Annotated in this window: 13 protein-coding genes and 6 rRNA genes; 4 read left to right on the top strand and 15 right to left on the bottom strand. The window is 44.2% G+C overall.

Annotation, left to right across the window (positions count from 1 at the left end):
• Positions 1-213: 213 nt before the first annotated feature.
• The 4 genes from AC0VX1_RS01380 to AC0VX1_RS01365 form a co-directional block, all read right to left on the bottom strand.
• Entirely contained in the window at positions 214-1,053 is an 840-nt protein-coding gene (locus tag AC0VX1_RS01380; RefSeq protein WP_034306417.1) for a tyrosine-type recombinase/integrase, read from the bottom strand.
• A 256-nt stretch (positions 1,054-1,309) separates the two neighbouring features.
• A 5S ribosomal RNA gene (gene rrf / locus AC0VX1_RS01375) occupies positions 1,310-1,425 on the bottom strand.
• A 65-nt stretch (positions 1,426-1,490) separates the two neighbouring features.
• Positions 1,491-4,423: ribosomal RNA gene (locus AC0VX1_RS01370) — 23S ribosomal RNA — on the bottom strand.
• Positions 4,424-4,599: 176 nt separating this feature from the next.
• A 16S ribosomal RNA gene (locus tag AC0VX1_RS01365) occupies positions 4,600-6,150 on the bottom strand.
• 530 nt (positions 6,151-6,680) lie between these two features.
• On the opposite strand from AC0VX1_RS01365, the gene AC0VX1_RS01360 reads away from it, so the two are divergent.
• Positions 6,681-6,818, top strand: coding sequence for a DUF3951 domain-containing protein (locus tag AC0VX1_RS01360; RefSeq protein WP_134402069.1), 138 nt, complete (start codon positions 6,681-6,683; stop codon positions 6,816-6,818).
• A gap of 184 nt (positions 6,819-7,002) precedes the next feature.
• Here AC0VX1_RS01360 and rrf (AC0VX1_RS01355) read toward each other — a convergent pair.
• The 3 genes from rrf (AC0VX1_RS01355) to AC0VX1_RS01345 all read right to left on the bottom strand — a co-directional run bounded on the left by rrf (AC0VX1_RS01355) (position 7,003) and on the right by AC0VX1_RS01345 (position 11,842).
• Positions 7,003-7,118: ribosomal RNA gene (gene rrf, locus AC0VX1_RS01355) — 5S ribosomal RNA — on the bottom strand.
• A gap of 64 nt (positions 7,119-7,182) precedes the next feature.
• Positions 7,183-10,115: ribosomal RNA gene (locus AC0VX1_RS01350) — 23S ribosomal RNA — on the bottom strand.
• Positions 10,116-10,291: 176 nt separating this feature from the next.
• Positions 10,292-11,842, bottom strand: a 16S ribosomal RNA gene (locus tag AC0VX1_RS01345).
• Together the 16S, 23S and 5S rRNA genes form the textbook arrangement of a ribosomal RNA operon.
• A gap of 624 nt (positions 11,843-12,466) precedes the next feature.
• On the opposite strand from AC0VX1_RS01345, the gene AC0VX1_RS01340 reads away from it, so the two are divergent.
• Both AC0VX1_RS01340 and AC0VX1_RS01335 read left to right on the top strand, forming a co-directional pair.
• Positions 12,467-13,225 (top strand): alpha/beta hydrolase, encoded by a 759-nt coding sequence (locus tag AC0VX1_RS01340; RefSeq protein WP_475469639.1) that lies wholly within the window; start codon positions 12,467-12,469, stop codon positions 13,223-13,225.
• A 79-nt stretch (positions 13,226-13,304) separates the two neighbouring features.
• Entirely contained in the window at positions 13,305-13,475 is a 171-nt protein-coding gene (locus AC0VX1_RS01335; RefSeq protein WP_065310846.1) for a CsbD family protein, read from the top strand.
• A gap of 114 nt (positions 13,476-13,589) precedes the next feature.
• Here AC0VX1_RS01335 and AC0VX1_RS01330 read toward each other — a convergent pair whose 3' ends face one another.
• From AC0VX1_RS01330 to AC0VX1_RS01310, 5 genes are all read right to left on the bottom strand, one after another.
• On the bottom strand, positions 13,590-14,732 hold the full coding sequence (locus AC0VX1_RS01330) for a PP2C family protein-serine/threonine phosphatase (RefSeq protein WP_475469638.1): 1,143 nt from the start codon (positions 14,730-14,732) through the stop codon (positions 13,590-13,592).
• Between the two features lie 277 nt (positions 14,733-15,009).
• Complete coding sequence (locus tag AC0VX1_RS01325) at positions 15,010-15,843, bottom strand: CheR family methyltransferase (protein WP_413003561.1); 834 nt, start codon at positions 15,841-15,843, stop codon at positions 15,010-15,012.
• 28 nt (positions 15,844-15,871) lie between these two features.
• On the bottom strand, positions 15,872-18,673 hold the full coding sequence (locus AC0VX1_RS01320) for a response regulator (protein ID WP_475469637.1): 2,802 nt from the start codon (positions 18,671-18,673) through the stop codon (positions 15,872-15,874).
• Positions 18,674-18,959: 286 nt separating this feature from the next.
• Complete coding sequence (locus AC0VX1_RS01315) at positions 18,960-20,258, bottom strand: hemolysin family protein (RefSeq protein WP_413023341.1); 1,299 nt, start codon at positions 20,256-20,258, stop codon at positions 18,960-18,962.
• Positions 20,259-20,454: 196 nt separating this feature from the next.
• On the bottom strand, positions 20,455-20,910 hold the full coding sequence (locus AC0VX1_RS01310) for a MerR family transcriptional regulator (protein WP_223256011.1): 456 nt from the start codon (positions 20,908-20,910) through the stop codon (positions 20,455-20,457).
• Positions 20,911-21,509: 599 nt separating this feature from the next.
• Between AC0VX1_RS01310 and AC0VX1_RS01305 the strand changes: the two genes are divergently transcribed.
• On the top strand, positions 21,510-21,935 hold the full coding sequence (locus tag AC0VX1_RS01305) for a DUF4395 domain-containing protein (protein WP_095679765.1): 426 nt from the start codon (positions 21,510-21,512) through the stop codon (positions 21,933-21,935).
• A gap of 42 nt (positions 21,936-21,977) precedes the next feature.
• On the opposite strand, the gene AC0VX1_RS01300 is transcribed toward AC0VX1_RS01305, so the two are convergent.
• The 3 genes from AC0VX1_RS01300 to efeO form a co-directional block, all read right to left on the bottom strand.
• Positions 21,978-23,732, bottom strand: a complete 1,755-nt coding sequence (locus AC0VX1_RS01300) for an FTR1 family protein (RefSeq protein WP_475469636.1) — start codon at positions 23,730-23,732, stop codon at positions 21,978-21,980.
• 84 nt (positions 23,733-23,816) lie between these two features.
• Entirely contained in the window at positions 23,817-25,103 is a 1,287-nt protein-coding gene (efeB, locus tag AC0VX1_RS01295; RefSeq protein WP_475469635.1) for an iron uptake transporter deferrochelatase/peroxidase subunit, read from the bottom strand.
• Positions 25,104-25,949: an iron uptake system protein EfeO gene (efeO, locus tag AC0VX1_RS01290; RefSeq protein ID WP_283929794.1), complete on the bottom strand. Its 846-nt coding sequence runs from the start codon at positions 25,947-25,949 to the stop codon at positions 25,104-25,106. It lies immediately after the preceding gene.
• Between the last annotated feature and the right edge of the window lie 21 nt (positions 25,950-25,970).

Here is a 25,970-nt window from a genome sequence, read left to right as displayed (position 1 = left end):
AGAAAAAGAAGAGGGGATTCCTTATTTCAGGAATCCCCTCTTTTTTGATTCAACAATTCATCAATATGTTCGGTCCTTTTGACTGAACCATATTCCTCTTCTTTCAACCCGTCCCATCTCTTAAGACAAAACGTCCTATTCGTCATTTCCAAGGAATCTGTTTGTTTAAACAAAAAAAGGAAAGATCTCTCTTCCCCTTTTCATTTCTTTATATTAGTGTTTCGTGAAAGTTTGATCTATCGCATTTGCCAGATCCAGAGATTTTTCTTTTAGATAACGCTTCGTTACGTTTAAATCTTTATGACCGGCAAGCTTTGATATCGTTTGTATATCTATTCCATTATCCACTAACCTTTGACAAAAAGTATGTCGCAGTTTATGCGGATGCACATTGTATTTTTTCAATATATATTGAACTGACCTCGGAGTGATCCTTTGATTATAGCTTGAGATGAATAACGGATCTGCTTTTTCTTTTAAAGAAAAAAGATAATTTTGCACATGTTGAATGGCCGATATCGTAAGGGGTACGGATCTGTCGATTTCACCTTTTGCGTTCCTGACAAGTATATAATTCCGCTCTGTTTCCATGATGACGTCACGGCCATTTAAGTCACATAATTCGGAGACACGAATTCCAGTATGTAACAAAAGGTAGACGATGGCAATGTTCCTCAGATTCCCTTCTGCTTCTATATCTCTTAACAGTATCTGCTGCTCATTGAGGCTTAAAGTTTCAGGTACCTCAAGCTTGTGCTCCTTAACTTTACGTTCCACAGAAAGCATCACTTGCGGTTTACCTAAAAATTTAAAGAAGACATTTAATGCGATATAGTGTTTTTCGATTGTCCCTGGGCTTTTCTTGCAATTTTCTAAATTATCAAGATAACCCTGAACATCTTCAGAATGGATCTCCATCAATATCTTTTGTGTCTGGTCACAAAACTGTGAAAGGACACCAGTATACGTTTTGATCGTATTAGCTGATTTGCCTTGGTCTCTCAACCATTCAGCAAACGAAAAAATCATTTCATCTTTAGCAGAGGTATCCATCGGCTATTCCCCCAATGACAGTTTCAGAACTATGTTAAGTTTAACATATATCCCTACAGAAACGAAGAATTCTGTCCCTTTGTCTTAAACTGATATGGATAAGACAGATAGCTATAGAAATTCAGATGCATTAATAGTATGTCCCACCATTTATCCTGTATATAACTTTCTTTATGGTCTATAACAGGTTTAAATAATAAGTACTGAAGATAACGACCTCAAAAAAGACCAGCCGGATGGCTGGTCTTTTCAAATGGCTTGGCGGCGTCCTACTCTCACAGGGGGAGACCCCCAACTACCATCGGCGCTGAAGAGCTTAACTGCCGTGTTCGGAATGGGAACGGGTGTGACCTCTTCGCTATCGCCACCAAACATAAAAGGAACGTTGTTCCTTCAAAACTAGATAATAAGAAGGTATTTCATTTTTTTAAAAAGCGTTGGTTAAGTCCTCGATCTATTAGTATCAGTCAGCTCCACATGTCACCATGCTTCCACCTCTGACCTATCAACCTGATCATCTTTCAGGGATCTTACTAGCTTGCGCCATGGGAAATCTCATCTTGAGGGGGGCTTCATGCTTAGATGCTTTCAGCACTTATCCCGTCCGCACGTAGCTACCCAGCTATGCCTTTGGCAAGACAACTGGTACACCAGCGGTGCGTCCATCCCGGTCCTCTCGTACTAAGGACAGCTCCTCTCAAATTTCCTGCGCCCGCGACGGATAGGGACCGAACTGTCTCACGACGTTCTGAACCCAGCTCGCGTACCGCTTTAATGGGCGAACAGCCCAACCCTTGGGACCGACTACAGCCCCAGGATGCGATGAGCCGACATCGAGGTGCCAAACCTCCCCGTCGATGTGGACTCTTGGGGGAGATAAGCCTGTTATCCCCGGGGTAGCTTTTATCCGTTGAGCGATGGCCCTTCCATGCGGAACCACCGGATCACTAAGCCCGACTTTCGTCCCTGCTCGACTTGTAGGTCTCGCAGTCAAGCTCCCTTGTGCCTTTACACTCTACGAATGATTTCCAACCATTCTGAGGGAACCTTTGGGCGCCTCCGTTACTCTTTAGGAGGCGACCGCCCCAGTCAAACTGCCCACCTGACACTGTCTCCCACCCCGATAAGGGGCGCGGGTTAGAATTTCAATACAGCCAGGGTAGTATCCCACCAACGCCTCCACCGAAGCTGGCGCTCCGGCTTCTCAGGCTCCTACCTATCCTGTACAAGCTGTACCAAAATTCAATATCAGGCTGCAGTAAAGCTCCACGGGGTCTTTCCGTCCTGTCGCGGGTAACCTGCATCTTCACAGGTACTATAATTTCACCGAGTCTCTCGTTGAGACAGTGCCCAGATCGTTACACCTTTCGTGCGGGTCGGAACTTACCCGACAAGGAATTTCGCTACCTTAGGACCGTTATAGTTACGGCCGCCGTTTACTGGGGCTTCGGTTCAAAGCTTCGCTTGCGCTAACCTCTCCCCTTAACCTTCCAGCACCGGGCAGGTGTCAGCCCCTATACTTCGCCTTGCGGCTTCGCAGAGACCTGTGTTTTTGCTAAACAGTCGCCTGGGCCTATTCACTGCGGCTTTTCTGGGCTATTCACCCTAAAAAGCACCCCTTCTCCCGAAGTTACGGGGTCATTTTGCCGAGTTCCTTAACGAGAGTTCTCTCGCACACCTTAGGATTCTCTCCTCGCCTACCTGTGTCGGTTTGCGGTACGGGCACCTTACATCTCACTAGAGGCTTTTCTTGGCAGCGTGGAATCAGGAACTTCGGTACTATATTTCCCTCGCCATCACAGCTCCGCCTTAATGGAAACGGGATTTGCCTCGTTTCCGGCCTAACTGCTTGGACGCGCATATCCAACAGCGCGCTTACCCTATCCTTCTGCGTCCCCCCATCGTTCAAACGATGTATAGGTGGTACAGGAATATCAACCTGTTGTCCATCGCCTACGCCTTTCGGCCTCGGCTTAGGTCCCGACTAACCCTGAGCGGACGAGCCTTCCTCAGGAAACCTTAGGCATTCGGTGGAAGGGATTCTCACCCTTCTTTCGCTACTCATACCGGCATTCTCACTTCTAAGCGCTCCACCAGTCCTTCCGGTCTGACTTCAACGCCCTTAGAACGCTCTCCTACCATCGACACCATACGGTGTCAATCCACAGCTTCGGTGATACGTTTAGCCCCGGTACATTTTCGGCGCGGAGTCACTCGACCAGTGAGCTATTACGCACTCTTTAAATGGTGGCTGCTTCTAAGCCAACATCCTGGTTGTCTAAGCAACTCCACATCCTTTTCCACTTAACGTATACTTTGGGACCTTAGCTGGTGGTCTGGGCTGTTTCCCTTTCGACTACGGATCTTATCACTCGCAGTCTGACTCCCAAGAATAAGTATTTGGCATTCGGAGTTTGACTGAATTCGGTAACCCGTTGGGGGCCCCTAGTCCAATCAGTGCTCTACCTCCAATACTCTCATCTTGAGGCTAGCCCTAAAGCTATTTCGGAGAGAACCAGCTATCTCCAGGTTCGATTGGAATTTCTCCGCTACCCACACCTCATCCCCGCACTTTTCAACGTGCGTGGGTTCGGGCCTCCATTCAGTGTTACCTGAACTTCACCCTGGACATGGGTAGATCACCTGGTTTCGGGTCTACGACCTCATACTCATTCGCCCTATTCAGACTCGCTTTCGCTGCGGCTCCGTCTCATCAACTTAACCTCGCATGAAATCGTAACTCGCCGGTTCATTCTACAAAAGGCACGCCATTACCCATTAACGGGCTTTGACTACTTGTAGGCACACGGTTTCAGGATCTATTTCACTCCCCTTCCGGGGTGCTTTTCACCTTTCCCTCACGGTACTGGTTCACTATCGGTCACTAGGGAGTATTTAGCCTTGGGAGATGGTCCTCCCTGCTTCCGACGGGATTTCTCGTGTCCCGCCGTACTCAGGATCCACTCAGGAGGGAACGAAGTTTCAACTACAGGGTTTTTACCTTCTTCGACGGACCTTTCCAGGTCGCTTCATTTACCCCGTTCCTTTGTAACTCCATGTTGAGTGTCCTACAACCCCAAGAGGCAAGCCTCTTGGTTTGGGCTAATTCCGTTTCGCTCGCCGCTACTCAGGAAATCGCGTTTGCTTTCTCTTCCTCCGGGTACTTAGATGTTTCAGTTCCCCGGGTCTGCCTTCAGTACCCTATGTATTCAGGTAAAGATACTGTTCCATTACGAACAGTGGGTTTCCCCATTCGGAAATCTCCGGATCAAAGCTTACTTACAGCTCCCCGAAGCATATCGGTGTTAGTCCCGTCCTTCATCGGCTCCTAGTGCCAAGGCATCCACCGTGCGCCCTTTCTAACTTAACCGTTAAAAAAGATCTTACAGATGCTTTGAAAAAAATTAATTGCCTTCTATCTATTATCTAGTTTTCAAGGAACAAAGCAGAAAGAATCCATCACATCGTGATGTTCGTCTTTCCTATTTGAATGAATTACTCATTCAAAACTGAACAAAACAAAAGCGCTCTCGTAATTATCCTTAGAAAGGAGGTGATCCAGCCGCACCTTCCGATACGGCTACCTTGTTACGACTTCACCCCAATCATCTGTCCCACCTTAGGCGGCTGGCTCCATGAAGGTTACCTCACCGACTTCGGGTGTTACAAACTCTCGTGGTGTGACGGGCGGTGTGTACAAGGCCCGGGAACGTATTCACCGCGGCATGCTGATCCGCGATTACTAGCGATTCCGGCTTCATGCAGGCGAGTTGCAGCCTGCAATCCGAACTGAGAATGGCTTTATGGGATTCGCTTACCTTCGCAGGTTTGCAGCCCTTTGTACCATCCATTGTAGCACGTGTGTAGCCCAGGTCATAAGGGGCATGATGATTTGACGTCATCCCCACCTTCCTCCGGTTTGTCACCGGCAGTCACCTTAGAGTGCCCAACTGAATGCTGGCAACTAAGATCAAGGGTTGCGCTCGTTGCGGGACTTAACCCAACATCTCACGACACGAGCTGACGACAACCATGCACCACCTGTCACTCTGTCCCCCGAAGGGGAAAGCCCTATCTCTAGGGTTGTCAGAGGATGTCAAGACCTGGTAAGGTTCTTCGCGTTGCTTCGAATTAAACCACATGCTCCACCGCTTGTGCGGGCCCCCGTCAATTCCTTTGAGTTTCAGCCTTGCGGCCGTACTCCCCAGGCGGAGTGCTTAATGCGTTAGCTGCAGCACTAAAGGGCGGAAACCCTCTAACACTTAGCACTCATCGTTTACGGCGTGGACTACCAGGGTATCTAATCCTGTTTGCTCCCCACGCTTTCGCGCCTCAGTGTCAGTTACAGACCAGAAAGTCGCCTTCGCCACTGGTGTTCCTCCAAATCTCTACGCATTTCACCGCTACACTTGGAATTCCACTTTCCTCTTCTGCACTCAAGTTCCCCAGTTTCCAATGACCCTCCACGGTTGAGCCGTGGGCTTTCACATCAGACTTAAGGAACCACCTGCGCGCGCTTTACGCCCAATAATTCCGGACAACGCTTGCCACCTACGTATTACCGCGGCTGCTGGCACGTAGTTAGCCGTGGCTTTCTGGTTAGGTACCGTCAAGGTACCAGCAGTTACTCTGGTACTTGTTCTTCCCTAACAACAGAACTTTACGACCCGAAGGCCTTCTTCGTTCACGCGGCGTTGCTCCGTCAGACTTTCGTCCATTGCGGAAGATTCCCTACTGCTGCCTCCCGTAGGAGTCTGGGCCGTGTCTCAGTCCCAGTGTGGCCGATCACCCTCTCAGGTCGGCTACGCATCGTCGCCTTGGTGAGCCATTACCTCACCAACTAGCTAATGCGCCGCGGGCCCATCTATAAGTGACAGCGTAAACCGTCTTTCCATCTTCTCTCATGCGAGAAAAGAACGTATCCGGTATTAGCTCCGGTTTCCCGAAGTTATCCCAGTCTTATAGGCAGGTTGCCCACGTGTTACTCACCCGTCCGCCGCTAATCTCAGGGAGCAAGCTCCCGTCGATTCGCTCGACTTGCATGTATTAGGCACGCCGCCAGCGTTCGTCCTGAGCCAGGATCAAACTCTCCGAAGAAATGTTTGACTTGCTCATTTGCTTTTTTGATAGTGTGTGCTCACTTAAAATTTAACGTTGGCGCTTTGTTTTGTTCAGTTTTCAAAGAGCAATTTCCACAATCGTTCTTTCGAACGGCTGTTTATTCATCATAACATCTTATTGATTAGTTGTCAACTTCTGCGAAGTTTTTAACTTATTTTAAATCGCTGTGTTTTTCAGCGACCATTTCATCTTATCATTTTCATAGTAAGAAGTCAATAGTTATTATTTCTTTCAGCAATCAGCCAAAAGCGATGATGTTTTTGCGTTTGTCTTAGTTGGTGCTTATTTATATTAATCCTTTCCCACCATTAAGTCAACACATTTCACAATAAATAATTCTTTTTCTTAAAGTTAGGTGAAGAATGCTTCAAGATCCTTTTTACTAGTTGGACAGATCTGAAGCTATCCCTGTATTTTTTTGCGCTGTTTTCGCGTTGTTTTGAACAAAGGGATAGTAGGGATATAGTGTGATGAAATAGTAAGCAATCTTTTTAAGGAGTGATTAAATGGCATATGCTTATAGTCCATTTGTTATTACTGTAATATGCTTTGTTTGTTATCGGCTGATTAAAAAGAAATCAGCACCTTCAAATAGATACACACCTTATGATGACATCACAAAGGAAAATAAAGATGACATATAAAACCGTTACAGGATACTACAAATCATCACATACAATATGAAGAGAAATCAAATAACAACAAGACCATTTAAACAGCATTTAATTATGTGTGCAAGAAAGCGACACTGTATGCGAAAAATGATGGCTGTTTCCATGACCTTATGAACACAAAAAAAGACCAGCCGATGGCTGATCTTTTTAAATGGCTTGGCGGCGTCCTACTCTCACAGGGGGAAACCCCCAACTACCATTGGCGCTGAAGAGCTTAACTGCCGTGTTCGGAATGGGAACGGGTGTGACCTCTTCGCTATCGCCACCAAACATAAAAGGAACGTTGTTCCTTCAAAACTAGATAATAAGAAGGTATTTCATTTTTTAAAAAGCGTTGGTTAAGTCCTCGATCTATTAGTATCAGTCAGCTCCACATGTCACCATGCTTCCACCTCTGACCTATCAACCTGATCATCTTTCAGGGATCTTACTAGCTTGCGCCATGGGAAATCTCATCTTGAGGGGGGCTTCATGCTTAGATGCTTTCAGCACTTATCCCGTCCGCACGTAGCTACCCAGCTATGCCTTTGGCAAGACAACTGGTACACCAGCGGTGCGTCCATCCCGGTCCTCTCGTACTAAGGACAGCTCCTCTCAAATTTCCTGCGCCCGCGACGGATAGGGACCGAACTGTCTCACGACGTTCTGAACCCAGCTCGCGTACCGCTTTAATGGGCGAACAGCCCAACCCTTGGGACCGACTACAGCCCCAGGATGCGATGAGCCGACATCGAGGTGCCAAACCTCCCCGTCGATGTGGACTCTTGGGGGAGATAAGCCTGTTATCCCCGGGGTAGCTTTTATCCGTTGAGCGATGGCCCTTCCATGCGGAACCACCGGATCACTAAGCCCGACTTTCGTCCCTGCTCGACTTGTAGGTCTCGCAGTCAAGCTCCCTTGTGCCTTTACACTCTACGAATGATTTCCAACCATTCTGAGGGAACCTTTGGGCGCCTCCGTTACTCTTTAGGAGGCGACCGCCCCAGTCAAACTGCCCACCTGACACTGTCTCCCACCCCGATAAGGGGCGCGGGTTAGAATTTCAATACAGCCAGGGTAGTATCCCACCAACGCCTCCACCGAAGCTGGCGCTCCGGCTTCTCAGGCTCCTACCTATCCTGTACAAGCTGTACCAAAATTCAATATCAGGCTGCAGTAAAGCTCCACGGGGTCTTTCCGTCCTGTCGCGGGTAACCTGCATCTTCACAGGTACTATAATTTCACCGAGTCTCTCGTTGAGACAGTGCCCAGATCGTTACACCTTTCGTGCGGGTCGGAACTTACCCGACAAGGAATTTCGCTACCTTAGGACCGTTATAGTTACGGCCGCCGTTTACTGGGGCTTCGGTTCAAAGCTTCGCTTGCGCTAACCTCTCCCCTTAACCTTCCAGCACCGGGCAGGTGTCAGCCCCTATACTTCGCCTTGCGGCTTCGCAGAGACCTGTGTTTTTGCTAAACAGTCGCCTGGGCCTATTCACTGCGGCTTTTCTGGGCTATTCACCCTAAAAAGCACCCCTTCTCCCGAAGTTACGGGGTCATTTTGCCGAGTTCCTTAACGAGAGTTCTCTCGCACACCTTAGGATTCTCTCCTCGCCTACCTGTGTCGGTTTGCGGTACGGGCACCTTACATCTCACTAGAGGCTTTTCTTGGCAGCGTGGAATCAGGAACTTCGGTACTATATTTCCCTCGCCATCACAGCTCCGCCTTAATGGAAACGGGATTTGCCTCGTTTCCGGCCTAACTGCTTGGACGCGCATATCCAACAGCGCGCTTACCCTATCCTTCTGCGTCCCCCCATCGTTCAAACGATGTATAGGTGGTACAGGAATATCAACCTGTTGTCCATCGCCTACGCCTTTCGGCCTCGGCTTAGGTCCCGACTAACCCTGAGCGGACGAGCCTTCCTCAGGAAACCTTAGGCATTCGGTGGAAGGGATTCTCACCCTTCTTTCGCTACTCATACCGGCATTCTCACTTCTAAGCGCTCCACCAGTCCTTCCGGTCTGACTTCAACGCCCTTAGAACGCTCTCCTACCATTGACACCATACGGTGTCAATCCACAGCTTCGGTGATACGTTTAGCCCCGGTACATTTTCGGCGCGGAGTCACTCGACCAGTGAGCTATTACGCACTCTTTAAATGGTGGCTGCTTCTAAGCCAACATCCTGGTTGTCTAAGCAACTCCACATCCTTTTCCACTTAACGTATACTTTGGGACCTTAGCTGGTGGTCTGGGCTGTTTCCCTTTCGACTACGGATCTTATCACTCGCAGTCTGACTCCCAAGAATAAGTATTTGGCATTCGGAGTTTGACTGAATTCGGTAACCCGTTGGGGGCCCCTAGTCCAATCAGTGCTCTACCTCCAATACTCTCATCTTGAGGCTAGCCCTAAAGCTATTTCGGAGAGAACCAGCTATCTCCAGGTTCGATTGGAATTTCTCCGCTACCCACACCTCATCCCCGCACTTTTCAACGTGCGTGGGTTCGGGCCTCCATTCAGTGTTACCTGAACTTCACCCTGGACATGGGTAGATCACCTGGTTTCGGGTCTACAACCTCATACTCATTCGCCCTATTCAGACTCGCTTTCGCTGCGGCTCCGTCTCATCAACTTAACCTCGCATGAAATCGTAACTCGCCGGTTCATTCTACAAAAGGCACGCCATTACCCATTAACGGGCTTTGACTACTTGTAGGCACACGGTTTCAGGATCTATTTCACTCCCCTTCCGGGGTGCTTTTCACCTTTCCCTCACGGTACTGGTTCACTATCGGTCACTAGGGAGTATTTAGCCTTGGGAGATGGTCCTCCCTGCTTCCGACGGGATTTCTCGTGTCCCGCCGTACTCAGGATCCACTCAGGAGGGAACGAAGTTTCAACTACAGGGTTTTTACCTTCTTCGACGGACCTTTCCAGGTCGCTTCATTTACCCCGTTCCTTTGTAACTCCATGTTGAGTGTCCTACAACCCCAAGAGGCAAGCCTCTTGGTTTGGGCTAATTCCGTTTCGCTCGCCGCTACTCAGGAAATCGCGTTTGCTTTCTCTTCCTCCGGGTACTTAGATGTTTCAGTTCCCCGGGTCTGCCTTCAGTACCCTATGTATTCAGGTAAAGATACTGTTCCATTACGAACAGTGGGTTTCCCCATTCGGAAATCTCCGGATCAAAGCTTACTTACAGCTCCCCGAAGCATATCGGTGTTAGTCCCGTCCTTCATCGGCTCCTAGTGCCAAGGCATCCACCGTGCGCCCTTTCTAACTTAACCGTTAAAAAAGATCTTACAGATGCTTTGAAAAAAATTAATTGCCTTCTATCTATTATCTAGTTTTCAAGGAACAAAGCAGAAAGAATCCATCACATCGTGATGTTCGTCTTTCCTATTTGAATGAATTACTCATTCAAAACTGAACAAAACAAAAGCGCTCTCGTAATTATCCTTAGAAAGGAGGTGATCCAGCCGCACCTTCCGATACGGCTACCTTGTTACGACTTCACCCCAATCATCTGTCCCACCTTAGGCGGCTGGCTCCATGAAGGTTACCTCACCGACTTCGGGTGTTACAAACTCTCGTGGTGTGACGGGCGGTGTGTACAAGGCCCGGGAACGTATTCACCGCGGCATGCTGATCCGCGATTACTAGCGATTCCGGCTTCATGCAGGCGAGTTGCAGCCTGCAATCCGAACTGAGAATGGCTTTATGGGATTCGCTTACCTTCGCAGGTTTGCAGCCCTTTGTACCATCCATTGTAGCACGTGTGTAGCCCAGGTCATAAGGGGCATGATGATTTGACGTCATCCCCACCTTCCTCCGGTTTGTCACCGGCAGTCACCTTAGAGTGCCCAACTGAATGCTGGCAACTAAGATCAAGGGTTGCGCTCGTTGCGGGACTTAACCCAACATCTCACGACACGAGCTGACGACAACCATGCACCACCTGTCACTCTGTCCCCCGAAGGGGAAAGCCCTATCTCTAGGGTTGTCAGAGGATGTCAAGACCTGGTAAGGTTCTTCGCGTTGCTTCGAATTAAACCACATGCTCCACCGCTTGTGCGGGCCCCCGTCAATTCCTTTGAGTTTCAGCCTTGCGGCCGTACTCCCCAGGCGGAGTGCTTAATGCGTTAGCTGCAGCACTAAAGGGCGGAAACCCTCTAACACTTAGCACTCATCGTTTACGGCGTGGACTACCAGGGTATCTAATCCTGTTTGCTCCCCACGCTTTCGCGCCTCAGTGTCAGTTACAGACCAGAAAGTCGCCTTCGCCACTGGTGTTCCTCCAAATCTCTACGCATTTCACCGCTACACTTGGAATTCCACTTTCCTCTTCTGCACTCAAGTTCCCCAGTTTCCAATGACCCTCCACGGTTGAGCCGTGGGCTTTCACATCAGACTTAAGGAACCACCTGCGCGCGCTTTACGCCCAATAATTCCGGACAACGCTTGCCACCTACGTATTACCGCGGCTGCTGGCACGTAGTTAGCCGTGGCTTTCTGGTTAGGTACCGTCAAGGTACCAGCAGTTACTCTGGTACTTGTTCTTCCCTAACAACAGAACTTTACGACCCGAAGGCCTTCTTCGTTCACGCGGCGTTGCTCCGTCAGACTTTCGTCCATTGCGGAAGATTCCCTACTGCTGCCTCCCGTAGGAGTCTGGGCCGTGTCTCAGTCCCAGTGTGGCCGATCACCCTCTCAGGTCGGCTACGCATCGTCGCCTTGGTGAGCCATTACCTCACCAACTAGCTAATGCGCCGCGGGCCCATCTATAAGTGACAGCGTAAACCGTCTTTCCATCTTCTCTCATGCGAGAAAAGAACGTATCCGGTATTAGCTCCGGTTTCCCGAAGTTATCCCAGTCTTATAGGCAGGTTGCCCACGTGTTACTCACCCGTCCGCCGCTAATCTCAGGGAGCAAGCTCCCGTCGATTCGCTCGACTTGCATGTATTAGGCACGCCGCCAGCGTTCGTCCTGAGCCAGGATCAAACTCTCCGAAGAAATGTTTGACTTGCTCATTTGCTTTTTTGATAGTGTGTGCTCACTTAAAATTTAACGTTGGCGCTTTGTTTTGTTCAGTTTTCAAAGAGCAATTTCCACAATCGTTCTTTCGAACGGCTGTTTATTCATCATAACATCTTATTGATTAGTTGTCAACTTCTGCGAAGTTTTTTACTTATTTTAAATCGCTGTGTTTTTCAGCGACCATTTCATCTTATCATTTTCATAGTAAGAAGTCAATAGTTATTATTTCTTTCAGCAACCTGCCAAAAGCGATGAAGTTTTTTGCATGTCTTAGTTGGTGCTTATTTATATTAATCCCATTTCACTTTAAAGTCAATGCTTTTTCTCCATTTCTTACATTTATATATTACCGGTGATTAGCATCTTCAGTTTATCAACAATTCCAAGACAGCACTTATATAATAGAAAGACGAAAATGACCTGATAATTATCTTTATATCCTTTTGATGCTTCTTAATAATAGTGAAGTTTTGGAACATAACCAAGTTGACTTCATAATTTTCATTATGCTATTATATAACCAAGTAAAATAATCGGAATAGTTAATTTTATTAAAACCTTCTATTAACAAAACTTAGCTAAATCAAAGGAGATGGGAATATGACAGCAGCAATGGTAATACCAGGTGCGGAATCTTTTTTCTTACCCGGCAATTCTATCGGCATCCTTATTTGCCATGGTTTTAACGGAACGCCACAAAGCGTAAGGTATTTAGGTGGAAAATTTGCCGCCAAAGGCTTTACTGTCTTCGCTCCTCGACTGGCAGGCCACGGAACGGATGAATATGAAATGGAAACAAGTCATTATCAGGAATGGATACAAGATGTTGAAACGGCTTATGCAAAATTAAAGCGAACCTGCACCCATGTTTTCGCCATCGGACAATCAATGGGAGGCGCCCTTGTTCTCGATTTAGCGACAAAATTGGCTTGTGATGGAATTCTTACTATCAACGCCGCTCTCCAAGTTCCTGAATATGAAAGATATCGTAACCAATCGGTTCCACGCTTCATTCCCGAAGGCAAGCCTGACATAAAAGACGATATACCTAAAGAAATCACATATGACCAAGTTCCATCAAAAGCGATTAATCAATTGCTTGATATAATGGAACATACCAGCCAAAAACTAATAGACGTTTCGTGCCCGATTCTTATCTTCCATTCACCAGAAGACCACGTTGTACCGGACTCGTGTTCCTATCAGATTTACGATACTGTCATGTCCGGTGATAAAGAGATGGTGCGCCTTGAAAATTCATATCATGTGGCGTCGTTGGATCATGACAAAGATCATATCATTGAACATTCCTATCAGTTCATTCAAAGGTTAAGTAAAAGGGAAATAATCGCTTCTTAAAACTCCTTTCTCCATAAATCAGGTTTACCCATACACTTCATGGGTAAATACAGTATATAAAGAAAAAGGAGGTAACATAATGAGCGGTTTATCAGACAAAGTAAAGAGTGCTGTAAATAAAGTTAAAGGTGAAACGAAAGACCAAGTCGGAAACGCGAAAAATGATCCTCACTTACAAGCAGAAGGTAAAGCCGATAAATTAAAAGGCAATCTCCAAGATGGCATTAGTAAATTGAAAAATGACCGTTAATTGCAAATAGCCGAATACAGGATTCACTCTCTTAACGAACATTCTCATTTCATATAAAAGTGACCCCCCTTTTATAGAGAAGAGGCGGCAGATGATCTGCCGCCTCTTCCTTCTTCAATTCGCTTGAATAACCACAACACACATATCATCAGGCTGATCTTGCTGCATTTCAGGTGACATCAACAAATCGATAGGGGGAGATTCTTTGCAATCAAACCATCTTGTCGAGACCGCTTCTTTTATTTGGTCGAGCCCTTCCGTCCCTTCTCGATCTATTGCTTCCATGACTCCATCCGTAAATAGCATAAGCTGAATCTTCTCTTCATAATGAATGACGGATTTCTCTATTTTCATCTCGGTGAAGAAACCAACAGGACATGTCCCTTTCAAAAGGGAGACCACTTTTCCATCGTCCATTAAAGCAAATCCAGGAGGATGTCCGGCATTTACATATTCCACTGTCTTTTGCTCTGTATCAATGATCATATAAATAGCGGTAAAATAATAATGCACTTGATTATCATCTTTATTAAGGGTACTCATCCAGCGATTCATTTCATTTATTACTGACACTGGGTCCGAATGGGTCCTGATGGCATCCCTCAATACGGAGGATATGAACATACACACAAGTGAGGCGGATATGCCATGCCCCATCATATCCAACAGGATGATCCCATACCGATTTTCATCAATGCGGTGCCAATAGTACATATCCCCTGCTAATTTATTCGCAGGTAAGTATGATGCCCTTATAGTTAAGTGGTCATTTATAATGGGTTCACTTAATAAGCTGCTTTGAACCTGCATGGAAAGATCTAATTCATTGCGTATTTTTTCATCCTGCATTTTATGCCAATCTTTTTCATATTTAAGTCTTAACCCCACGCGAATCCTCGCAAGTAAATCTATTTTATTGATGGGCTTCATTATATAATCAATTCCGCCAACATCAAGTGCCTCGGCCACCTTGTTTGAATCTTCAAGGGCGGTCACAAAAATGACGGGAATATCTCTAAGGTGAGGAATACTTTGAAGTCTCCTGCACGCCTCTATCCCATCGATCTCCGGCATCATGATATCAAGCAGAATGATATCAACTGAAGTCTCTTTAGGTTGCGGACTATCCACCTGTAAATATTCAAACATCTCAACAGCTGAAGTTAATGATAGAAAATCCGTATAGCCAGCTCGTTTTAGAATTTTCTCTATAACGAAAAGGTTAACCTGGTTATCATCTACGATTAAAATCGTCATTCTTTCATTCCCCTTTTGGCTTATATCGAGCGGCAACATTTGTCTTTTTTATATGGAACAGTACTTATATAAAGCTCCCTTAACAGGGATTTTTCCATTATATTATAACGAAGTTCAGTCTCTTTTAATAATAATAAACTGCAGTCGAGATTCTGCATGGAGACCAACTCATTTTATATACCCCTTCGTATGATTCCTTAAACATAGTGAAGCAAAAAAAATGAAAAATAATTAATCAAAAAAGAAAGAGTCCGCATAAATGCGAACTCTTTCTTTTTTACAGTTTCCGATAAATCCGTTCCTTTGAATCAAAGTCCTCATAATCCTCCGAAAAGGATGATGTACGAAGAGTTTCCTTGCTGCCGACTGCAAGGAAGCCATCTTTACAAAGACTGTCATAAAACAACTGATTAACATAGGTCTGTAATTCACCGGTAAAATAAATCATCACATTCCGGCACATGATGATATGGAACTCATTGAACGAACCATCAGTAACTAAATTATGCTGGAAAAACACAATGTTTTTAAGGAGACCCGAATCAAGATAAGCATTTTGATAATCGGTTGTATAATACTCCGAAAATTCCTGGTTACCTCCAGCTTGCAGATAGTTTTTCGTATAAGACTGCATTCTATTTAAAGGTAATATCCCTTTTTCCGCATGACGGAGGACTTCATCATTCATATCAGTGGCATAAATCCTCGCCTTATCATAAAGTCCCTCCTCCTTGAGGATGATCGCCATGGAAAAGGCTTCTTCACCGGTTGAACATCCCGCATGCCAAATTCTGATTTCAGGAAGTTTTTTCAGGAGCGGTACAATATTTAAACGAAAGGCTTTAAAGAAATCCGGATCGCGAAACATTTCAGTGACATTTATTGAAAAATCTCTCAATAGCTTCTCGACATACCCTTTTTCATATAAAACCATTTCAATCATTCCGCTGATCCTGCGAACATGGTCCAGCCTCATTCTATTTTCAACTCTTCTTTTTATTGAAGAACGCATATATTTACGAAAGTCATAGCCAGAAACGGAATAAATGGCCTCTAGCAATAATTCGATTTCTAAATCTTCTCTTTCTTCAATCGTTAAAGTATCCTTCATGAAAATCCTTCCTCATCCATACTATCAATCAATTAGTCAGCCATACTCTTAGGACTGATAGCAGCTGATCCAATTTTAATGGTTTGCTGACATAATCAGAAGCGCCGGCCTTCAGGCATTTTTCCCTATCGCCTTTCATCGCTTTTGCAGTTAACGCGATGATTGGAAGATCCTCGAATTTACTTTGCTCGCGAATTCTGGTCATCGTTTCGTAACCGTCCATACCCGGCATCATGATATCCATCAATATAACATCTATATTGTTACCTTTTTCAAGGAGTTCCAAACATTCAAAGCCGTTTTCAGCTGTAAGGATTTCCATCCCCTCATGCTTCAGCGCATTTTTCAGGGCAAATATATTGCGGTGATCATCATCGACTACCAGTACTGTTTTATTGCAGAAAGGTTTGGCCTTATCCTGATCTTCTTCATCCATCATACCTGCATCCGATTCTCCCTGCTCGCCAAAAGGCGAGGCAGAATCATCGTTGTTAGCTGCTGCCACTTCCGGAGAAGCAGCTATTGCTTCGTCGACATTTTTGAAGCCCTCTGGCATGCTTGGAATAAAGAAAGTAAAGGTACTGCCTTGCCCTTCTTCACTATCTACAATGACCCAGCCTCCCAGAAGTTTGGCAAACTCCCGGCAAATTGATAGCCCAAGTCCTGTACCGCCATATTTTCTCATTGTAGCTCCGTCACCTTGCTGGAATGCTTCAAAGATAAGCTTTTGCTTCTCTTTTGATATTCCGATGCCAGTATCCGTCACCTTAATTTCAACCCAATTGCTCGCTCCTTTTGTCTGTATCCATTGTGCTACATTTTCTTCATCAGCTTTTTTGATTTGGACAGACACAGAACCTTTTTCCGTGAATTTAAATGCATTGGATAGCAGGTTTTTCAAAATTTGCTGGAAGCGCTGTTCATCCGTAAAGAAAATATCCGGAACGTTTTTACTTTTTTCGATTATAAAGTCAATGTTCTTTTTCTTCGCTACATGATCGAAGTTACGGTGCAATAACTCAGGAAGCTCACTCAGATTCATTTCATCAAAGACCACTTCAAGCTTTCCGACTTCAACTTTTGATAAATCCAAAATGTCATTGATCAACGTTAATAAGTCTTGACCTGATGAATTAATGACACGAGCGAACTCCTGTTGCTCTTCATTCAATTTACTATCATTAGGATCTGAAAGCATTTCCGATAAAATCAGGATACTATTGAGCGGTGTCCGCAATTCATGGGACATATTTGCCATGAATTCCGATTTATATTTTGAACTTAACTTCAATTCTTCCGCTTGTTTTTCAAGATTCAGTTTAGCGACTTGAAGCTCTTTCGATTTTTCTTCCGTTTCACGATTTCTCTCTTCCAATTGTTCATTGATCATTCGCAACTCTTCAGCCTGTGTTTGCAGTTCCTCTGATTGGGCTTGCATCTCCTCTGACTGTGATTGCAACTCTTCCGATTGAGCCTGTAACTCTTCAGTCTGTGCCTGTGATTCTTTCAATAAACGCTCTATTTCCATCCGGCCCTCAACATTATTGATCGTGATGCCCAGAGTATCAAGAACCTGGTTCAGGAACGTTTTTTGCAGCTTCGTAAAGGCCTCCAAACTCGCCAGTTCAACCATCGCCACCACTTCATCCTCAAAAATGACTGGCGCAATGACAATGCTTTTCGGGTTGACTTCCCCCAATCCTGTCGTAACCAATTGGAAATCCTCAGGGATATCTTCGATGACTTTGGATTTCTTTTCAAGGGCGCATTGACCGATCAAACCTTCGCCAAAACGGAATTCACGCCTGCCCGAATCTTCGCCATCTCCAGCAAAGCTGGCAAGCTTCACAAAGCGCATATCCACACCCTCACCCCGTTTGACGTAAAAAGCTCCAATTGAAGCTCCCATCATCGGTGCAAGTCTTGTAATGAACCGGTCAGCTAGGACTTCCACATCAACAATGCGCTGATACATGGTAGCTATATCTGCAACACGGGTCTGAATCCAGTTCTGTTCACTGATCTTTTCAGTGAAATCTTTTTCTTTTTGGTTATAGATTTCAAGCGATTCCGCCATATCATTGAACGATTTCGCTATATCCCCAATTTCATCAGTGGTCCGAACCGGAATTCTTGGTATGACCGACAAATTTTTAAAATCGATATTTTTGATGACCTTCGTAATCGATTGCAGATCTTTCGATGTGCTCCGAATCATCCAAACAACCGTTACGGAAATGACCAAAATGCTGAGAATAACCGCAAAAATTACAAAACCGATCATATCTTCATAGGTTTGTTTCGAATTACTTAAGGTATCTTTCATGACACCTTCTTGGTAATCCTTAAATTCATCCATCGTACTGATGACTTTCTTTCGTTTTTCCCTTTGGTCATCCATCAGGCTTGAAAGATTATCAGAAGAGTTTCCCGATTTTATCTTTTGGATGAGCTCAGCCTCCGTTATGGAGTAAGAAGCATATTGGGTCTCGAACTCCTTCAATAGCTGCTTCGCTTTCGCCTTATTTAACGAACCTGATAACCCGGCAATTTTTGATTCAATCAAACTATGATTTTCATTGATGATTTCGAGGCTCTCTGCTCTTTCTTCTTTATTTGCATCATTAGCTGCAAACAAAATCTCACGGTCCGATCTAGAAAAAAGCTGACGGATTTCCATCGAAGCTTGAACCTTATCATAGCGATTCTCAACTATTTCAGTCATGCTGCTCTTTAAATTGTTTAGCGTAAACATCATGAATGAAAGTAAAATAGCCAAGAAAAGCAAGATCAAACCAAATCCCAACATTTGCTTTTTCTTAAAACCCATTTTCCCGCCCACCTTCAATACTTATTTATACCAGCCCGAAATAGCGGCATTGCAAAATACTAGAACTCACCTTATATTCTTTGAAATGATATATAGATAGTTTCATTGTTCAAAATCAATTTTAACATTTTCCAATCTTAAATGGTTACCTCCACTATCATTTTACATGAATTCCTTTTCCAATTAAGTAACAGTCTGCCTTACCATTGTCGTAAACACCCAAATGAATGGTTCGTACAAAATAAAAGCCGAAAGTTTTCACTTTCGGCTTTTGGTGTGATCCTGTTTATTTAATCTTCTTCACTTCAACATATAAAACATGGTGGCCGTCCATTTCCTTTACAGTAAATTCATATCCGGCGTATTCAATTCTATCCCCGACAGCAATTTCAAATCTGCCTGTCAGGAACCATCCACCCAATGTATCGATATCTTCCTCCGGCAAATCGATCGCAAGGGTATCATTGACATCTTCAACCAATGTTTTAGCATCGAATACATAATGCCCTTCATCAATTTTTTGAATGAGCGGACGTTCATCCTGATCAAATTCATCACGGATTTCCCCGACGATTTCTTCAAGGATGTCTTCAACCGTTACAAGACCAGCTGTTCCGCCATATTCATCGGTCAAAACTGCCATATGGATCCTTTCCTTCTGCATTTTTAGCAGCAGATCATGAATGGCGATCGTTTCAAGAACACGGATGATGGGTGTTACAAAGGAATCCACCGTTAAAGCCGTTACATTATCTTCTGTAATCGTCGCTGTATAAAGGCGTTTGATATTGACCATTCCCACGACATTATCTTTATCACCGTCTATGACCGGATACCTTGTGTACTGTTCTTCCTGAATCAGTTCAACAACTTCCAATAATGGCATGCCTTTTTCGATAACGGTCATTTCCGTACGCGGAACCATGATTTCATTGGCAATGCGCTCATCAAATTCAAATATCTGATTGACATATTTGTATTCCGATTGGTTGATCTCACCGCTTTTATAGCTTTCCGATAAGATGATGCGCAGCTCTTCTTCGGAATGGGCCATTTCGGACTCGGAAGCAGGCTTTAATCCGAACATGCCCGTCAGGAGACGTGCAGAACCATTCAGTACCCAAATGAATGGGTACAAAATGCGGTAAAAGAGAATTAATGGCTTTGCAAATAGCAAGGTCACCTCTTCTGCCTTTTGAATCGCAACTGTTTTCGGTGCGAGTTCGCCGACTACAACATGAAGGAATGTCACGGAACCGAACGCGATCAGGAACGAGATGATGTGACTTACAGATTCCTCTAATCCCCATTTAGTGAACAATGGTTTTAAGATTGCCTCGACCGTCGGTTCACCCAACACCCCTAAACCTAAGGCTGTTACTGTAATCCCCAATTGACAGGCAGATAAGTACTCATCGATATGCGATGTCACTTTCTTGGCTGCGAGGGCATTTCTATGCCCTTCTTCAATTAATTGATTGATCCGGGAACTTCTGACTTTCACGATTGCAAATTCCGATGCAACGAAAAATGCGGTTAATGCTATCAATGCAGCTACTGCGAATAATTTTATAAAAATCTCCAATATGTGCGGGTTCTCCATATAGTTCCAATCCTACTGTTCTTCGGATTAGACATATATGGCTTAATCCCAAGCACCTCCTGTATAAATGGTTATTTTCGTTTAATAAGCATTTTTGCCTTATAACATGAACCAAAACCATTTAGCCTATATCGTTACTATGCACCTTTGTGCATAAAACTATAGAGATAAATTTTAATCATACGAGCAACACTAGTAATGATTGGATCAAGGCCATGCTTTCACGGGATATCTGTTTTTTTAGAAGAAGCTCACTTTTTCCGTCCTTTTCAATCAAGCTGATGAATTCCTGAAGTTCTTCGTTCAGGCCATCCATTTTATTCTTGAGCTGAAGACCTTTTGCCTCAATTGCTGATGCGGCTTCCTTATCCTTTTTAAGTATTTCTTTAATATCTTCCAATGAAAGGTTTTCTCTTTTGTATCCTTCGATACGGCGGAGCCTTTCAAGTTCACCGACTGAATAATAACGGTAATTAGAGGCGGAACGTTCTGCTTTAAGCAAACCAAGATTCGTATAATAATCTACGGTTCGTTTCGTAACATTCGCCATTTCCGCCAACTCACCAATTTTTAAAGTCTCGTTCCCAACATAGCCCCTCCTAACCGTCACGTTATGGTTTAGACAAATCTTCATGACGTTTTATTCTATTCTATAATCGTACATTATTTTAATTGAAATGAAAAATATTTATTATGCTCTTTACCCCTTATTGGAAAAATAAAAACCGATTAATTGAATAATCGGTTCATTTTTTGAGAGTGTATAAAATATGAACGCTGATTGGAACGTAAGGCACTTGTTTTCCGCGGTCGGTCCGGGAGCCTCGAACAACCGCTCCAATCAACTTTGTTTAAAAATTAAGATGGAACCCTTTTTATATACAAACTCAAACCGATTAATGGTTTAGTTTATGATCTATTCCAGTGGAGTTTATTTTTTTGTTTTATCTGAGAGTTGATTGCTCAGTATCTTAGGACCGCACTGGCATAGGGAAGAATGCTTTAGCTTTTTTATTGGTGTTCCACATGTTTCACAAACTTTTGCTACCATTTATACTGTCCTCCTAACTTTTGTTTCATGATAAATATATTATACTACTTTTATAATGATAATCAATACTAAATTAAAATAATTATAAATAAGATCACCTTTTGTTTTATTAACCTTTCTCTTCACAAGTGATTAAAATAAGGATAAAATATAATAAAACACATAAGGAAGGTTGGTATTGTATGACGAGTGAAATTCGTTCCATTCCCCGTCCCTTAGTACGTACGAATCAATGGGTCATTTTGTTAAGCGTAGCTACCGCCTTATTGACGGGACAAATATGGATATTAGCCATTCCTTTAACAGCGGGGCTTTTGGGTCTTCTCTTTAATTTCAATCCAGTGATGCGTCTGGCAAAGCTCTTTCTTAAAAAGAAACCGTCCGATTATATTCCTGAAGATCATTCACAGCAACAATTCAACCAGGCAATAGCAGTCGTTTGCTTAGGACTTGGATTCACTTCTTTTTTGCTTGGTTGGAATGTTACCGGTTATATATTTACCTTGATGGTCGGAGTGGCTTCACTCATAGCCATTCTTGGATTCTGCATCGGCTGCTTCATCCTTTATCAATGGAAGCAATATTCCTATCGCCGATCACTACGCTAATAGCACACATAAATGGGACTGACATTCGTCAGTCCCATTTTATTATTCGGTTGCACGTAAGGAATTACTCTTTTTGACCCAAATGGCGGCCAATGCAATCAGCAATAATAATACAGCTTGCGGCACCAGCGTTTCCATTGTTGGATAAAGACCTATCGTTTCTGCAAATGGGAAGGAGCTGATCGTATTTGTCTGTATCACTTGAGAAACCTGAAGTGAGTGGATGGAGACTCCAAGAATCTTGAAAGCCAAGGCATATATGAGTATCGTTGCCACTTTAAAGAATAGGGTCATCGGTAATTTCACACTGTACCGCAGCATGATGAAACCAATTACCACTAAAATGAGGAAGGCAAGGAAAATCCCGCTCAGCAGCTGCTTTAATTCCATATAAGGAGCCATTCCAGCATAAAAGATAATCGTCTCGGCACCTTCACGGAAGATGGATAGAAAACTGATTAAAGCGAAAGAGATGATGCTCCCCGTCGCAATGGCTTGGTTCATTTGCTTGCTGATATATCGGTTCCATGCATGGACGTTCGATTTACTATGAAGCCAAAGACCAATTGTCAACATCATCAATACGGCTATTATCCCAGTGATTCCCTCAATATATTCCCGGCTTGAAGCAGCCGTGATCTGAGAGAAAACGATATTGATTATGACCGCCAATATGGAACTGGCAACTAACCCCGCACCAACTCCTGTCCAAATCCATTTTTGTTTGTCCGCTTGCCCGATTTTCTTTAGGAAAGACAGCAATGTAGCTACAATCAAGAGTGCTTCCAATCCTTCCCGTAAAAGGATCAGAGCTGCATCCCATGTTGTATAACCCGTATCCTCAATTAAAGGGAGTAACCTTGTGTTTAAATCGGTTACGATTCCCTTTGCTTCATCCGCCTTTACATTTTTCGATTGCAATAGGCTGATTGCGGTCGGGACCTTCGTTTCCATATCGCTGTAAAGTTTGCTGTCCCTTGTGGAAACCTCCCCTTCTACATTAGGCCAAATTGTTAAGATTTCATTTAGCTTATCAACGGCAGAATCAATTTCATCCTTTTCAATATCCGTTGCACTTCCTTGTAAAAGTTGTGTTACATCCCCAAGTGAATAGGTGTTTTTCTGGCTTCCTACTTCAACTTTACCAGCAAGGAAATCCTCGATTAAACCCTGCAATTCAGTTAGATTTTTTTGGGCTTTTTCCGGATCAGGTGGATCTTGGGTAATCGCTATCCGCACAAAGGCCATTTTCGTTTCGAACTCACCATATGTAGCAACACTTTTCTCCCTGACAATGACCTCTGCATCGGTCCATTGATTCAAGAGATTGGTATATTGAACTTTAGCTTGATCAAAGTCACCTTCAGTTATCAAAGCCTCCAACTTATCTATTAATGGAAGTATCGCTTGTAACCGTTCTTTATAGTCAGTCTTGTCAACAGGGTTTTCGTTTGTATCATAAATAACAAGCGTACTTGATAATGCCGATAATCGCTTTTTGATTTCATCTGTGGAGGCTCGGTCGCTCACAGCACGTTTTACTGCGGATAGCTTCTCGTCGACTTTCCTCGCACTTTCGCTGTCCGTTTTTATCGTTTTCCAATCTTGCTCGAATCGCTCGATATTTTTCGATACTTCCTCAAGGTCGCCTGATTTCACCTTCATTAAACTATCGCCAATATAAACAAAGAGCTGATCATGGTTTTCACCCGCCGAAACCATCTTAATATCAGTCGAAAGAAATAAAAGACTGACGACTAAAACAAATATTCCACTCTTCCATCTAGAAACGGTCATAGTGGTCCCTCCTTATTCATGAACTAAAATCGCCAACTGGATAATATCCATGCTGGCGATTTTCATCCTTATTTGAAATGATATTTATCCAAAAAGGGAATCCCCGATATAGCCACCCTTTTTCACACCTGGTAAACAAGCGAACATGGCACTGCCCCTGTGAACGATATATTCGTTGAGCTTATCATTCTTTGCCAGTCGCTCTTGTATCGGTATGAATTGTTTACTTGGGTTTCGCTGAAAACAAATGAATAGCAAGCCTGCATTGAAGCTCCCTGTTTTGGGATCCATTCCATCTGCATATGAATATGGACGCCGCAATATCTTTGCTTTTCCGTCCCCTCTGGAGAGACTTACATGTGAATCTTCTGGAATGATCCGGTTTCCATTTGGGTCTTTAGCTTCGAGATCCACGGTATCGAACTCATTTTTCATTCCTAGTGGAGCTCCACTGTCGCGATGACGGCCAAACGTATTTTCTTGTTCTTTCAAAATAGTCCGGTCCCAAACTTCAATGTACATCTGGATTCGCCGCACCACCATATAACTGCCTCCAACAAGCCAGTCAGGACCGTCCTCGCCCTTCACCCAAACATGCTCATTCATTTCATTATTATCATTCGTATCCGGATTGACGGTCCCATCCTTAAACCCGAAAAGGTTACGTGGCGTCGTTTTTTGTGAATCGGCTTGCTTAGTCCGTTGAAAACCTGTTTGTGCCCAATGAATGATCGCTTTCCCTCTGCCGATCCTCACTAAGTTCCGGACGGCATGGAAAGCCACTTGAAGATCATCTGCACATGCTTGAATACAAATATCCCCACCGCTCCATTCTTCTTCTAAAGCATCTAAAGGGAATTGGGGCAGGTCCTTTAATTCAGCAGGTCTTTTTGATTTCAAACCAAATCGATCTTTGCCATCCTTCGAAAACAGGGTCGGACCCACTCCAAAAGTGATCGTTAAATTGGAAGGTGATAATTCTTTCGCTTCCCCCGTATCCTTTGGGGGCATATTCGTATTAAGGGATGTATCACCAATCAAATCCCCCGCTGTCATCTGAGCCGCAGCCTCTGTCCAATCCTTGAATAACTGGATTAAGTCTGATCTTTTATCCGTGGTTACTTCCAATGACGCGAAGTAAAGGTTATCTTGCGCTTCAGTGGTGATACCAGCTTGATGCGCTCCATAAAAAGGTACAATATCCTTAGTTTGTCCCTTCGCCTTTTGTTCAGAAAGTGTCAGCAGCCCACCAAATCCGGATGCTCCTATCACGACTCCGATTCCACCCACTCCTGCCGTTTTCAGCATGTTACGACGACTCACCTTTTTTGTAAAAAGTCCGGTTTCATCTTTCGGCGTATGTTCTTTCAATTAAGATTCCTCCGTTACAATCCCTATTTGCGAAAGTGGTTCAGCCAATGCATCAATTGCTTGACTTAACTCTTTGACTTCAGATTCCTTTAAATCCGTATATGAGATGTATCCATCCCCTTCTTTATGCTTTTCAAGCAAGTCGTATACATCGTCAAAACGTTGTTGGATTTCCGCAGCAAGCTTCGCATCCTTTTCTTTCAGCGCTGGAGTAAGCAGTTCATAGATCTTCTCTGCACCTTCAACATTAGCCACGAAATCATATAAATCGGTATGGGAGTATCGGTCCTCTTCTCCTGTCACTTTACTTGTTGAAACTTCATTCAATAAATCCACCGCACCCGTGATCAACAAATCGGGTGTTACCTCAACCGTTTCAACTTTGGCACGAAGCAAATTGACATCACTCATTAATTGATCTGCAAACTTTTCGTATCCTTTCGTTGTATTTTCTTGCCATAACCCCATTTCAATCCTATGGTAACCGCCCCATTCTTCATCTTTGACATCCCCTTTACGCGCATCTATTTTGGGATCAAGATCGCCAAAAACTTCAGCGATGGGTTCCGCTCTTTCATAATGCATCCGTGCTGGTGCGTATAATTCCTTCGCCTTTTCAATATCACCGGCAGATACGGCCGTGGTGAATTCTTCTGTAGCGTTTACGAACTCTTCTATTTCACCAATGGCATATTCCCGGTACTCGCTAGATACACCATCAAGCTTACTCGCACTCACTTCTTTAGCATTATCATCTGCCTGTTCAGTTCCTTCCTTTTCCTGCGCACAGCCAAATAATAGACTGGTTGATAGTAAGACTGCTAATGACGCCTTTGCTTTCTTCATATTGTATTCTCCCTTTGAAAT

Source organism: Peribacillus sp. QJM3NY_7 (genome assembly GCF_056173225.1).
The sequence above is the reverse complement of the archived record's forward strand: the minus strand, read 5'-3'. Positions and strand labels throughout refer to the sequence as shown.

Excerpts from the sequence above, each read along its gene's own strand:
- AC0VX1_RS01330 (WP_475469638.1), bottom strand. The coding sequence starts at position 14,732 with ATGACGATTTTAATCGTAGATGATAACCAGGTTAACCTTTTCGTTATA.
- AC0VX1_RS01320 (WP_475469637.1), bottom strand. The coding sequence starts at position 18,673 with ATGGGTTTTAAGAAAAAGCAAATGTTGGGATTTGGTTTGATCTTGCTT.
- AC0VX1_RS01380 (WP_034306417.1), bottom strand. The coding sequence starts at position 1,053 with ATGGATACCTCTGCTAAAGATGAAATGATTTTTTCGTTTGCTGAATGG.
- efeO (WP_283929794.1), bottom strand. The coding sequence starts at position 25,949 with ATGAAGAAAGCAAAGGCGTCATTAGCAGTCTTACTATCAACCAGTCTA.
- AC0VX1_RS01360 (WP_134402069.1), top strand. The coding sequence starts at position 6,681 with ATGGCATATGCTTATAGTCCATTTGTTATTACTGTAATATGCTTTGTT.
- AC0VX1_RS01300 (WP_475469636.1), bottom strand. The coding sequence starts at position 23,732 with ATGACCGTTTCTAGATGGAAGAGTGGAATATTTGTTTTAGTCGTCAGT.
- AC0VX1_RS01305 (WP_095679765.1), top strand. The coding sequence starts at position 21,510 with ATGACGAGTGAAATTCGTTCCATTCCCCGTCCCTTAGTACGTACGAAT.
- AC0VX1_RS01335 (WP_065310846.1), top strand. The coding sequence starts at position 13,305 with ATGAGCGGTTTATCAGACAAAGTAAAGAGTGCTGTAAATAAAGTTAAA.
- AC0VX1_RS01325 (WP_413003561.1), bottom strand. The coding sequence starts at position 15,843 with ATGAAGGATACTTTAACGATTGAAGAAAGAGAAGATTTAGAAATCGAA.
- AC0VX1_RS01340 (WP_475469639.1), top strand. The coding sequence starts at position 12,467 with ATGACAGCAGCAATGGTAATACCAGGTGCGGAATCTTTTTTCTTACCC.
- AC0VX1_RS01310 (WP_223256011.1), bottom strand. The coding sequence starts at position 20,910 with ATGAAGATTTGTCTAAACCATAACGTGACGGTTAGGAGGGGCTATGTT.